The organism is Pseudarthrobacter scleromae, assembly GCF_014644515.1.
Taxonomy (GTDB): Bacteria; Actinomycetota; Actinomycetes; order Actinomycetales; family Micrococcaceae; genus Arthrobacter; species Arthrobacter scleromae.
Genome location: NZ_BMKV01000010.1, coordinates 55,591 through 67,716 on the forward strand (window position 1 = coordinate 55,591; position 12,126 = coordinate 67,716).

Sequence of the window (12,126 nt, forward strand, 5' to 3'; positions counted from 1 at the left end):
CCGCTGCCATGTGGATTTCGGACGCCAAGGGGGCCGAAGGCCATTACTCCAGATGTGCTTATCCACAAACATAGCCCTCCCTCAATTGCCGAGATCCGGCTGCACCGTAAGATAAAGCCCGTGACTAGCGAACAGACAACGGCTTTTGACCTTTCGGCATCCTTCAAGGCGTACGACGTCCGGGGCATCGTAGGCGAGTCCATCACCGCCGAAATCGTCGAAGCCGTGGGGGCCGCTTTCGTGGACGTCCTCAAACTCGAAGGCCAGACCATCCTGGTGGGCGGCGACATGCGCCCGTCCTCCCCGGACTTCAGCAAGGCTTTCGCCAACGGCGCGGCCACCCGTGGCGCCAACGTTGAGCTGCTGGACCTGATCTCCACAGATGAGCTCTACTTTGCCTGCGGTTACCTGAACCGTGCCGGCGCCACCTTCACCGCAAGCCACAACCCCGCTGGCTACAACGGCATCAAGATGTCCAAGGCCGGCGCGGTGCCTATCTCCTCCGAGTCCGGGCTCAAGGACATCCAGGCGCTGGCCGAGCAGTACCTCAATGCAGGGTCCATGCCCGCTGCCGAAAAACGCGGGCAGATCGGCGTCCGGGACGTGCTCAAGGACTACTCCGAGTACCTCCGCAAACTGGTGGACCTTTCCGGCTCGCGGCCGCTGAAGGTCGTCGTGGACGCAGGCAACGGCATGGCCGGCCTCACCACCCCCGCCGTGCTCGGCGACACCTTGCTCCCCAAGCTTCCCCTTGACATCATTCCCCTGTTCTTCGAGCTGGACGGATCCTTCCCCAACCACCCCGCCAACCCGCTGGAGCCGGAAAACCTCCGCGACCTGCAGGCGGCAGTGGTGGAGCACGGCGCAGACATCGGCCTCGCCTTCGACGGCGACGCCGACCGCTGCTTCGTGGTGGACGAAAAGGGCAACCCTGTGTCGCCGTCGGCCATCACCGGAATGGTGGCGCGCCGCGAAATCGCCCGTGCGAAGGCACAGGGCGAAGCGACACCCACGATCATCCACAACCTGCTCACCTCACGCGCCGTAGCAGAGCTCGTAGAGCACGACGGCGGCCGCGCCGTCCGCACCCGCGTGGGCCATTCCTTCATCAAGGCCGTCATGGCAGAGGAAGGCGCGGTCTTCGGCGGCGAACACTCGGCCCACTTCTACTTCCGCGACTTCTGGAACGCTGACACGGGCATGCTGGCGGCCATGCACGTCCTGGCAGCCCTGGGCGAACAGGACGGCCCCCTGTCCGAACTGGGCCGGGAATACGAGCCCTACGTCAGCTCCGGTGAAATCAACTCCGAAGTGGAGGACAAGCCCGCTGCCGTAGAGCGCGTCCGCGCAGATTTCGCCGGCGAGGACGTCACCATCGACAGCCTGGACGGCAGCACGTTCACGGCCAACGACGGCAGCTACTGGTTCAACCTGCGGCCGTCCAACACCGAGCCCTTCCTCCGGCTCAACGCGGAAGCCACGGACCAGGCCACCATGGAACGCATCCGCGACCGGGTCCTGGCGATTGTCCGGGCGTAGGGCCGCATGACGGAAAGCACGGGGCCCGCAACTCAGGAACAGGGTTCCGGCCACCAGGACTCCTGGCGGGACTCAGTACCCGAGGGCACGGCCACGGACCTGGAGAACCTCCTGGGGACGGGCGTCAGCGCCGCCCAGGAACAACTCCAGCGCAACGGCGGCTTCCTCCCCTTCGCGCTGACCGTACAGAACGACGGCGAGGTGCGGCTGGTGGCGGTCTCCCCGGCAGATGCCGGCGAAGGTTCGGACGGGGATTTCGACGCCGAGGCCATGATCGGCGACCTCACCGCCCTGCTGCAGCAGAACCGCGAAGACTTCCGGGCTGCCGCCATCGTGTGCGACATCCTGCTGGTTGAGGAGGACTCCGACGCCATCCACGTGGCAGCTGAGCACCGCGACGGATCTGTTTTCGCAGCCGTGTTGCCCTACGCGGCCAACGCCGGGACGCAGACGTGGGAATTCGGCGAACTGGCCGCCGATGCCAGCGAGCCAGCCATCTGGGTGGACTAGACCGGCGACACCCTCATGAAGATTAACGCCTTCGCCGACGTGAGCCTCCGGGCCTTGATGGTGCTTGCGGCGGCTCCAAGTGGTGCGTTGCTGACAACACAAAACATTGCCGACTCGGTGGGTACCCCCTACAACCACGTCAGCAAAGCGATGACGAAGCTCCGCAGCCTGGGACTGATCGAGGTGGTCCGCGGCCGGACAGGCGGCTCCCGGCTCAGCCACGCCGGCCGCGTTGCCACCGTTGGGCAGGTCCTGCGCCAGCTCGACACCCGGACCGACGCAGCGGAATGCGTTGCCCCCGGCGGCAACTGCCCGCTGATCAACGAATGCAAGCTCCGCGCCGCGCTGGCACGGGCCCGCGAAGCCTTTTACCGGGAACTCGATTCCGTGGTGATAGCGGACCTCCCGGGTTCCCGCCAGATGGCCCCGGTGTTTGACATGATCGGACTGCGCCCGGGGCTCTGAAACCCGCTGCATCTGCACGAGCTGCCCTGCGGCACCCCTTCCGAAGACTCTGTTACCACCCGATTTGCGTCAAATTTCTACAAGCTGTAGAACTTGGGTAAGAAAACTTGCATTTCGAATGCAGGTATTCGCGAAGGCCGGACGAAGGCCCCGGTCACTACCCTCAGGAGTTCCCATGCTCTCGGAAAAATCCCGCCCCGTCATTGAAGCAACCCTGCCCCTGGTGGGTTCACGGATCGGCGCCATCACGCCCAAGTTCTACGCCCGCCTCTTCGCCGCCCACCCCGAACTCCTGGACGGCCTCTTCAGCCGCTCCAACCAGCGCTCCGGCAACCAGCAGCAGGCGCTGGCGGGCAGCATCGCCGCCTTCGCCACCCACCTTGTGAACAACCCGGGCACCCTTCCCGAGACCGTCCTGTCCCGCATCGCCCACCGGCACGCCTCCCTGGGAATCACTGAGCCGCAGTACCAGGTGGTCTACGAGCACCTGTTCGCTGCCATCGCCGATGACCTGGCCGAGGTCATCACACCGGAGATCGCCGAGGCCTGGACCGAGGTGTACTGGCTGATGGCCGACGCCCTGATCAAGCTCGAGAAGGGCCTCTACGCCGCGCAGTCCAATGACAGGATGTGGATGCCGTGGCGGGTGGCAGCCAAGGCCCCCGCCGGTGCGGGCTCCATGACCTTCACCCTCGAGCCGGCGGATGACACGCCCGTCACCGACGCGCTGCCCGGCCAGTACATCAGCGTCAAGGTAACCCTGCCGGACGGCCTCCGCCAGGTCCGCCAGTACTCCCTGTCCGGCGAGGCCGGCACCAGCCGCAGCTTCACCACCAAACTCGACGACGGCGGCGAGGTCTCCCCCGTGCTCCACAACAGCGTGCAGGTGGGCGACGTCCTGGAGATCTCCAACCCCTACGGTGAGATCACCCTCAAGGACGGCGACGGCCCGGTGGTCCTGGCGTCGGCAGGGATTGGCTGCACCCCTACCGCCTCCATCCTTCGTTCACTCGCGGAGGCCGGATCCGAGCGGCAGGTGCTGGTGCTCCACGCGGAAAGCACCCTGGACAGCTGGGCACTGCGCAGCCAGATGACGGACGACGTCGAACGCCTCGATGGTGCCGAGCTGCAGCTGTGGCTCGAGCAGCCGGTGGCGGGCGCAAGGGAAGGATTCATGTCCCTGCGCGAGGTGGACCTTCCCGCCGACGCGTCACTGTACCTGTGCGGCCCGCTGCCGTTCATGAAGAACATCCGCAACGAGGCCATCAACGCGGGCATCCCGGCCACGCGGATCCACTACGAGGTCTTTGGCCCGGACATCTGGCTGGCCAGCTGATCCATTGCTCCGTCCTTGTCGTTTTGAAGGTAGAAAACGACCAGTACGTGGGCCCACGCCTGGGCCCACGCTACCGAGGGGCCCCAATCGAGCTTGCGAGACTGGGGAGGTAGCGGGGAGGGTTCCCTGGCCGAGCTTGCGAGGTTAGGGTGCCGGTGGGGAGCACTCGATGGGGAAACGACGGCGGCGCCGCACCTTTTCTCGAAAGGTGCGGCGCCGCCGTCGTACTGCTTGTCCCCCGGGGATCAGCTGTGGTCAGCCATCCGCTCCTTGAGGGCGTCAAGCTCGGAGCGCAGGGCCTCCGGGAGTGAATCGCCGAACTTTGCGTACCATTCCTCGATGGAGGCCAGCTCGGCATCCCATTCCTCGCGGTCGACGCGGACGGCGTCTTCCACGTGGGCGTGGGTGAGGTCCAGGCCGGTGAGGTCCAGCGAGTGTCCCGCCGGCACGAAGCCGATGGGGGTCTCGATGGCGTCAGCCTTGCCCTCGATGCGCTCGATGGCCCACTTCAGGACGCGTGCATTGTCGCCGAAGCCCGGCCAGGCGAAGCCGCCGTCGGCCGTGCGGCGGAACCAGTTCACCAGGAAGATGTGCGGCAGCCGCTCCGGTTTGGCCTTGCCCGAAACGCTGATCCAGTGCTTCAGGTAGTCACCCGCGTCGTAGCCGATGAACGGCAGCATGGCCATGGGGTCGCGCCGGAGCACGCCAACCTGACCTGCAGCGGCAGCCGTGGTCTCCGAGGAGAGCGTGGAACCCATGAAGATGCCGTTGGTCCAGCTGCGGGCCTGGGTTACCAGCGGAACCGTGGTCTTGCGGCGGCCGCCGAAGAGGATGGCGGAGAGCTCCACACCCTCGGGGCTGTAGTATTCCTCGGCCAGCATATCGATCTGCGAGATCGGGGTGCAGAACCGGGAGTTCGGGTGGGCTGCCGGCTTGTCGGAGTCGGGCGTCCAGGAGTTGCCCTGCCAGTCGGTCAGGTGCGCGGGCACCTCGTCCGTCATGCCCTCCCACCACACGCCGCCGTCGTCGGTCAGTGCCACGTTGGTGAAGATGCTGTGGCCCTTGGCGATGGCACGCATGGCGTTCGGGTTGGTGCCCCAGCCGGTGCCGGGGGCCACGCCGAACAGGCCGGCCTCCGGGTTGGTGGCACGCAGTTCGCCTTCCTTGCCGATCCGCATCCAGGTGATGTCGTCACCGAGGGTCTCGACCTCCCAGCCCTTAATGGTGGGATCCAGCAGGGCCAGGTTGGTCTTGCCGCAGGCTGACGGGAAGGCAGCGGAGATGTAGTACTTCTTCTTCTCCGGCGAGGTCAGCTTGAGGATGAGCATGTGCTCGGCCAGCCAGCCTTCGTCGCGGGCCATGACCGAGGCGATGCGCAGGGCGTAGCACTTCTTGCCCAGCAGGGCGTTGCCGCCGTAACCGGAGCCGAAGGACCAGATGGAGCGCTCCTCGGGGAAATGGACAATCCACTTGTCCGGGTTGCACGGCCACGAAACATCCGCCTGGCCGGCTTCGAGCGGCGCACCCAAAGAGTGCAGCGCGGGGACGAAGAACGCGTTGGTCTCGGTCATCTTGTCCAGCACGGCGGTGCCGATGTTGGCCATGATCCGCATGGAGGCCACAACGTAGGCGCTGTCCGTGATCTCCACGCCGTACTTGGGATCCTCTGCGTCCAGGTGGCCCATGACGAACGGGATGACGTACATGGTGCGGCCGCGCATGGACCCGGAGAACAGGCCGCGCAGCTTTTCCTTCATTTCGGCGGGCGCCATCCAGTTGTTGGTGAACCCGGCGTCGCGCTTGTTCTCCGAGCAGATAAAGGTCTGCTCTTCAACGCGGGCCACATCGGCGGGATCGGAGAAGGCCGCAAAAGAGTTGGGGAACAGTTCGGGGTTCAGCCGGGTCAGTGTCCCTGCTGCCACGAGCTCGTCAGTCAGCCGGGTGTTTTCCTCTTCGGACCCGTCCACCCAGTAGATGCGGTCCGGCTGCGTTAGCTCTGCAACCTCTTCGACCCACGCCAGCAGGCCGGCGTGTGTGGTGGGTGCTTTCTCAAGCAACGGCTTCTGCGCCAGATCGCCCATTTCGGTTCCCTTTCTTGGGGTACATCGGTGTGAGCTAAATGCTATGGTCCGGACCACTGCCGTTTTAGGGACGTAGGCTGATCTTTTGAGGCCACAAAAATGGAATTCCGCGGGAAATCAAGGAATTTCGATGTCAAGATTTGAATTTAAGTGACGAAGGTCACCTATACCGGTCTAGTTGCGGAGATTACATGCCTCCCGATTTGTCATGGCAGCCACCCCTCGCGTAAAGTAATTCGAGGTTCAGGGAGAGCGGTTCTTCTCCAGGACCACGAGATGCGCCCATAGCTCAGCTGGATAGAGCGTCTGTCTACGGAACAGAAGGTCAGGGGTTCGAATCCCTTTGGGCGCACCAATCAGGTCCGCTCCGGTTCGCCGGGGCGGACCTTTTGCGCTAAGCAGCGCTGCGAACGTCAAGCAGCGCAACTTACGGTGGGCGGCGCGACGTACGTTGGGCAGTGCGACGGGCGGGCAGCCCGGATATCCGGCGTTTCTTACACGGCGGACACGGAACACCCCGCCGCCCCCGGGCGTAGGCTTTCCCCATGATGCCCGAGCCTGTTGAGCAGGAATTTGACGTTGTTGTTATCGGCGCCGGCGCCGTGGGAGAAAACGTTGCGGACCGCGTGGCGCAAGGCGGCCTCTCGGTGGTGCTGGTGGAAGCGGAACTGGTGGGCGGAGAGTGCTCCTACTGGGCGTGCATGCCGTCCAAGGCGCTGCTTCGGCCCGGGACTGCACTGCATGCGGCCCAGACAACGCCGGGCGCCAAGGAAGCTGTCACGCGGACGCTTGACGCTGCAGCCGTCCTCAAGCGCAGGGACTACTTCACGTCAAACTGGCAGGATGACAGCCAGGTCGCCTGGGTCAAGGATTCCGGGATCGACCTCATCAGGGGCCACGCCTGGCTCCCCGCCCCTCAGAGCGTCCAGGTCGCGGGCCTGGACGGAACCTCGCACCGGCTGCGCGCCCGCCACGCAGTGGTGCTGGCCACCGGCTCCATGCCCAATACTCCTCCCGTTGAGGGGCTCGAGGACGTGCAGGTCTGGGGAACGCGGGAGGCTACGTCCGCAAGCGAGGTACCCGAGCGGCTGGCGGTCCTGGGCGGCGGTGTAGCCGGGACCGAGCTTGCCCAGGCATTCGCCCGCCTCGGATCTGCGGTGACGCTCGTTACGCGCAGCAGGCTGCTGGGCAAGTACCCGGAGGAGGCCGCCAGCCTTGTGGCCGCGGGCCTCCGCGCGGATGGTGTGGAACTCCACCTTCACACCGAGACCCAAAGCATCAGCACCAACGACGACGGCACGTTCAGCCTGCGGCTGGGCGACGGGACCACCGTCACGGCGGACAAGGTTCTCGTATCCACTGGCCGGCACCCCGCGCTGGAGGGCCTGGGCCTGGAGAGTATCGGCGTCGAACCGGATGACAGCGGCCGGCTGGCCATCAGCACGGACAATTCCGGCCTGGTGCAGGGCGTACCCGGCGACGGGCCCTGGCTGTATGCGGTGGGTGACGCCGCCGGCAAGAACCTTCTGACGCACCAGGGAAAGTACGAGGCACGGGCCACGGGCGACGCCATCGCAGCCCGCGCCAAGGGTGAACTGAACGGCGCACCGGAGGACTGGAGCCGGTACTCCCAGACAGCCAACCAGCACGCGGTACCGAATGTAGTGTTCACCGATCCTGAACTGGCTACTGTGGGCCGCACGGTGGAGGCCGCCCGCCAGGACGGCTTCAACGCCTCCTCAGTGGAGCTTCCCATCCAGGTGGCGGGGTCCTCACTGCATTCGGAGAACTACGAGGGCTGGGCCCAACTGGTTGTTGACGAGGACCGGCAGGTGCTCCTGGGGGCTACGTTCGCCGGGCCGGATGTGTCCGAGCTCCTGCACGCCGCAACCATCGCTGTGGTGGGCGAGGTGCCATTGAACCGCCTATGGCATGCGGTGCCCTCCTACCCGACCATCAGTGAGGTGTGGCTGCGCCTTCTTGAGAAGTACGGTCTCTGAAGGACGGCCCGCTGGGCCTCTATTTGAACTGACCGGTCAGTTTAGTTAGGCTGGGAGCAGATGCATTCCGCGAAAGGCCAATCTTGCTCTCAGCACAACGGCTCTCTGCCCATGGCCGCAGGGATCCCCTCCTGCCGGCAACTTCGCTCCACGTCCGGCGCGGCGAACTCCTGCTGGTGACCGGCGGGCGGCAGGACCACCGGACGGCGCTCGCCCTGCTCCTCAGCGGGAGAATGAAGCCGTCCGAGGGGTTCATCAGCTGGGACGGCAGCGAGCGGCTGAAAGCGCGCCGGCTGGCGAGCGCCCTGGTGGACTCCCCCGGCGTCAACGAGCCCGAACAGCACCTCAGCGTGCGCGACCTGGTTACCGAGGACCTGGCCCTGATCCCGCGCCGCTACCGGGGCGCCCTGGTGAGCGGCCCCTGGCTGAAGGTGAACAGTTTCGAGGACATCGCGGACCTGTGGACGGAACAACTGGACCCTGACAGGCGGATGGAACTCCTGACTGCGCTGGCCTTGGCGAACCCGCACACGGACCTGCTGGTGGTCGACTCCCCTGACCGGCACACCGCCGACGCCGCTAAATGGCTGCCGAGGCTGCAGCGCCTGGCGTCCGACGCCGGACGGCCGCTGGCCGTCGTCGCCACCGTTGCCGCCCTCCCGCCCTCGTGGGACGGACCCGCCGCCGCTATTGGCAACGCGGTCCCCCTTGAATCCCCCACGCGTGAAGCCCCCACGCGTGGGGATGGCGGGGACCAGGATGCCGCCAAGACTACTGAACTCGAAACCGAGGTTGCCACGTGACGGTACTGCGGCTGGCCCGCTCCGAACTTAAGCGCATGACCGCCGGGCTGATGCCCAAACTCACCATCCTTGCGCTGACCATGGTCCCGCTGCTCTACGGGGCGGTGTACCTGTACGCAAACTGGGACCCGTACGGCAACCTGGACAACCTCGATGCGGCCCTGGTGGTGGAGGACGCGGGTGCCACAACCAGCGACGGCACACGCCTTGAAGCCGGGGCAAAGGTGGCCGAGAGCCTGGCGGACGGCAATGTTTTCCACTGGGTCCCGGTGGCTACCACGCAGGAGGCGGACCAGGGGGTCAGCAGCGGGGACTACGCCTTCGCCCTGAAAATACCCCAGGACTTTTCGGCGAACCTGGTATCCCCTGGCAGCTTTGATTCCGCCAGCCAGGCCATGCTCAACGTCACCACCAACGATGCCAACAACTACCTGCTGAGCACCATCGTGGATAAGCTCACCACCGCAGTGCACAGCACGGTGGCCACCGAGGTGGGCGAGGAAACCGCAAACCAGCTGCTGACGGGTTTCGGGACCATCCACTCGCAGATGGTCAAGGCAGCGGACGGCACCAGCCACCTGGCCGACGGCGTTGCTGAGCTACGCGACGGGGCTGCCACCCTCCACGACGGCACCTCAGCCCTGAGCAGCGGAGCCGGGGAGCTGTACGCGGGCCAGGTTAAACTCCGGGATGGAGCGAGCCAGCTGACCGACGGCGCGGGCCAGCTCAGCAGCGGCCTGTCCACGCTTAAGGACAAGACGGCCACGCTGCCCACGGACTCCCGGACGCTCGCTGCGGGGGCTGCACAGGTGGCTGCCGGAAACGCGCAGCTGAACACCAAAGTGCAGGATGTCGCAGCCCAGCTGGATGCCGCTGACCAGGGGCTCCTGGAACGGGTGGTGGGATCGAACAGCAGGCTCGTCGCAGAAGGCGTCCTGACCCAGGAGCAGGCGGACAGGATCGTGGCGGATCTTGACGCCGCGGCCGGTTCGAGTCCGGTGGCAGCCGCCAGGACGAAGATCCAGGCAGATGCGGCACAGATCCAGCAGCTGGCCTCCGGCGCCGAAGCCGTGAGTACCGGCGCTGCCCAGCTTGCTGCGGGCACGCCCGCCCTGAGGGACGCCGTTTCCCAGGCTTCCTCCGGTGCCGACCAGCTCCACACCGGGGCGGCCGCGCTGGCCACCGGCCAGCAGGCGGCCCTCGACGGCGCAGGCCGGCTGGCCGAGGGAGCCCGCAAGGTGGACGACGGTGCGGCCCGGCTGGCGGACGGCACCGTCACGGCGGCGGACGGTTCGCGGACCCTGGCGGATGAGATCGGCAAGGGCGCCGGGCAGGTGCCCAACCCGGATGATGCCCAGAAGAGCAACCTGTCCCGCGTCATGGCCGACCCCGTTGCGGTCAGCAACGTCTCGCAGGCCAAGGCAGAGTCCTACGGTGCCGGGCTGGCGCCGTTCTTCCTCACCCTCGCCTTGTGGATCGGCATCTTCATGCTGGTCCAGGCCATGCGTCCCATTACCCAGCGGGCGTTGGCCTCCAATGCCCCGTCCTGGAAGATCGCCGTTGGCGGCTGGCTGCCGTTCCTGGCGGTTTCGGTGGTGCAGGCAAGCCTCCTCACCCTCGTGGTAAACCTCGCCCTGGGACTCGATCCCGCGCATCCTGTGCTGATGTGGCTGTTCATGCTTGCGGCGGCCATGGCGTTCAGTGCGATCATCCAGGGCGTTGTTGCGCTGCTTGGGTCGCCAGGCAAACTCGTGGTGCTCATTCTGCTGGTCCTGCAACTGGTGTCCTCGGGCGGCACGTTCCCCTGGCAGACCACGCCGCAGCCGCTCCACGCAGTGCATGAAATCCTCCCCATGGGCTACGTGGTGACCGGCATGAGACACCTCATTTATGGTGCTGACCTGTCCATGATCGCCCCCACCGTTTTGGGCCTGGCGGGCTACACCGCCCTGGGCGTGGCCATGTCCACGCTGGCCGTGCGCAGGAACAAGTACTGGACACTGAAGACGCTGAAGCCCGAGATCGCGGTATGAACACCGGATCGCCGGGACCAGTGAAGACCCTTCGACCCGCCAGGACCACCGCCACCCGACAGAAACTCTTCGACGCCTCCATGGAGCTCATCGGCGAGCGGGGCGCAGCGGGGGTCACCGTTGATGAGATCGCAGCTGCCGCGGGCGTCTCCAAGGGGACCGTCTACTACAACTTCGGCAGCAAATCGGAGCTCATTGCGCAGCTGCTCCGCCACGGAGTGGACATCCTGAAGGCACGCCTCCAGGATGCACCGGGCCAGGAGGCCGCGGCCCAGGGGGCAGCCACCGCCGTGTCCGGGGACCCCCTGCTCGCGATGGAGGCAATGATCGGACAGGCCCTGGACTTCATGTCCGAATACCCGTCCTTCGCCCGGCTCTGGGTCAGCGAGAACTGGCGTACGCCCAGTGAGTGGCAGGGCACGTTCGCTGTCCTGCGGGGCGAGCTGCTGGCAGTGATTGGGGAGGCAGTGGAAAGGGTGGCTCAGGCCTACCCCGTGGACAGCACCGTTTCGCGGGGCAGCCTCGAGACCGCAATCTTCGGTGCCTGCTTTGTCGTGGGTCTCGACCGCCAGACGTACCACCCTGAGCGCACCCGTGACCAAAGCGTTGCGGCAATCATGGCCATCATGCGCGGCTACGTGCTGCAGCAACCCGGTCCTCGGGGATGATGGAGCGTATGGGGAAAAGCGGAAAGTTCGCGGTCATTGCGGGCATTGTTGCGGCCGGCCTGCTGGTGCTGACCGGAATGACGCTCGCCGAGCCGGTGTTCGTGGCGTTCCTCGGTGTCCTGGCGCTGGCGTGCCTGGCGTGCATTATCGAAATCCTGAACCGGGGACGCCGCTTTGCCCTGCTGGCTGCGGGCGCCGGAACCAGCTTTACAGTGGCTTTCTCCCTCGCGTTTGTCAGCACGTGGGAGCTGGCCTTTGCCGGCGAGCCCTCGGTCTTCGGCACACCGCTCCCCACCGGCGACCCGGACAACTACTTCTTCGGCGCTGCCGCTGCAGCCCTGGCAACACTCTGTGTCCTGTTCCTCGGTGCGGCCTGGCCGCGGGGGCGCCGGCTGCGCACAGCGGCCAGCAAAAGCAGGCAAGGGCAGGGCAGGCCACGAAGGGGCGCAGCGGGGAACAGACGCACGACGACGGCGGCCCGCCCGGCTGCCAAGGGTCCGGCCCAGCGCAGGCCGGCAGCGCGCGCAGGCGGTGGAGGCACAGGCATCCAGGGCGAAGGGGGCCTCCGCGCACCTGCGCGGGTGCCTTCCGTCCCTGCCAGGCGACCGTCGTCGTCGGCCTCTCCAGCCAGGAATCCGTCGTCGGCAACGGGCGCGAAGCCCGCGCCCCGGCGCTGACCCCAGGCGGCAGG

10 protein-coding genes and 1 tRNA gene are annotated in these 12,126 nt (G+C 66.3%); 10 read left to right on the forward strand and 1 reads right to left on the reverse strand.

The features are described 5' to 3' along the window. Nucleotides 1–120 precede the first annotated feature (120 nt). The 4 genes from IEX33_RS18695 (at nt 121) to IEX33_RS18710 (ending at nt 3,850) form a co-directional block, all read left to right on the forward strand. Nucleotides 121–1,539 (forward strand): phosphomannomutase/phosphoglucomutase, encoded by a 1,419-nt coding sequence (locus IEX33_RS18695; RefSeq protein WP_188732385.1) that lies wholly within the window; start codon nt 121–123, stop codon nt 1,537–1,539. A gap of 6 nt (nt 1,540–1,545) precedes the next feature. Next, nucleotides 1,546–2,049 (forward strand): hypothetical protein, encoded by a 504-nt coding sequence (locus tag IEX33_RS18700; RefSeq protein WP_104189041.1) that lies wholly within the window; start codon nt 1,546–1,548, stop codon nt 2,047–2,049. 15 nt (nt 2,050–2,064) lie between these two features. Further along, nucleotides 2,065–2,514 carry an RrF2 family transcriptional regulator gene (locus IEX33_RS18705; protein ID WP_188732386.1) on the forward strand — a complete coding sequence of 150 codons (450 nt, stop codon included), beginning with the start codon at nt 2,065–2,067 and terminating at the stop codon, nt 2,512–2,514. A 175-nt stretch (nt 2,515–2,689) separates the two neighbouring features. Next, nucleotides 2,690–3,850 (forward strand): globin domain-containing protein, encoded by a 1,161-nt coding sequence (locus IEX33_RS18710; RefSeq protein ID WP_188732387.1) that lies wholly within the window; start codon nt 2,690–2,692, stop codon nt 3,848–3,850. 245 nt (nt 3,851–4,095) lie between these two features. Here the strand turns inward: IEX33_RS18710 and IEX33_RS18715 are convergent, their stop codons facing one another. Then, entirely contained in the window at nt 4,096–5,931 is a 1,836-nt protein-coding gene (locus IEX33_RS18715; protein WP_188732388.1) for a phosphoenolpyruvate carboxykinase (GTP), read from the reverse strand. 278 nt (nt 5,932–6,209) lie between these two features. Between IEX33_RS18715 and IEX33_RS18720 the strand changes: the two genes are divergently transcribed. The 6 genes from IEX33_RS18720 (at nt 6,210) to IEX33_RS18745 (ending at nt 12,112) form a co-directional block, all read left to right on the forward strand. Then, nucleotides 6,210–6,286 (forward strand) — tRNA-Arg (locus tag IEX33_RS18720). Nucleotides 6,287–6,476: 190 nt separating this feature from the next. Beyond that, on the forward strand, nt 6,477–7,931 hold the full coding sequence (locus IEX33_RS18725; RefSeq protein WP_188732389.1) for a dihydrolipoyl dehydrogenase family protein: 1,455 nt from the start codon (nt 6,477–6,479) through the stop codon (nt 7,929–7,931). Between the two features lie 83 nt (nt 7,932–8,014). Next, a complete protein-coding gene (locus tag IEX33_RS18730; protein ID WP_229675454.1) occupies nt 8,015–8,734 on the forward strand; it encodes a P-loop NTPase family protein in 720 nt (239 codons plus the stop codon). Further along, on the forward strand, nt 8,731–10,767 hold the full coding sequence (locus tag IEX33_RS18735; RefSeq protein WP_188732390.1) for a YhgE/Pip family protein: 2,037 nt from the start codon (nt 8,731–8,733) through the stop codon (nt 10,765–10,767). The genes IEX33_RS18730 and IEX33_RS18735 overlap by 4 nt, the downstream gene beginning before the upstream one ends. Continuing rightward, nucleotides 10,764–11,435, forward strand: a complete 672-nt coding sequence (locus IEX33_RS18740; protein WP_188732391.1) for a TetR/AcrR family transcriptional regulator — start codon at nt 10,764–10,766, stop codon at nt 11,433–11,435. Before IEX33_RS18735 ends, IEX33_RS18740 begins: the two co-directional genes overlap by 4 nt. Before the next feature lie 8 nt (nt 11,436–11,443). Beyond that, nucleotides 11,444–12,112, forward strand: a complete 669-nt coding sequence (locus IEX33_RS18745) for a hypothetical protein (RefSeq protein WP_188732392.1) — start codon at nt 11,444–11,446, stop codon at nt 12,110–12,112. Nucleotides 12,113–12,126 lie beyond the last annotated feature (14 nt).

Bases quoted from the DNA above. Each gene is read 5' to 3' on its own strand.
- IEX33_RS18700 (WP_104189041.1), top strand. From the start codon at position 1,546: ATGACGGAAAGCACGGGGCCCGCAACTCAGGAACAGGGTTCCGGCCAC.
- IEX33_RS18705 (WP_188732386.1), top strand. From the start codon at position 2,065: ATGAAGATTAACGCCTTCGCCGACGTGAGCCTCCGGGCCTTGATGGTG.
- IEX33_RS18710 (WP_188732387.1), top strand. From the start codon at position 2,690: ATGCTCTCGGAAAAATCCCGCCCCGTCATTGAAGCAACCCTGCCCCTG.
- IEX33_RS18715 (WP_188732388.1), bottom strand. From the start codon at position 5,931: ATGGGCGATCTGGCGCAGAAGCCGTTGCTTGAGAAAGCACCCACCACA.
- IEX33_RS18725 (WP_188732389.1), top strand. From the start codon at position 6,477: ATGATGCCCGAGCCTGTTGAGCAGGAATTTGACGTTGTTGTTATCGGC.
- IEX33_RS18740 (WP_188732391.1), top strand. From the start codon at position 10,764: ATGAACACCGGATCGCCGGGACCAGTGAAGACCCTTCGACCCGCCAGG.
- IEX33_RS18745 (WP_188732392.1), top strand. From the start codon at position 11,444: ATGGGGAAAAGCGGAAAGTTCGCGGTCATTGCGGGCATTGTTGCGGCC.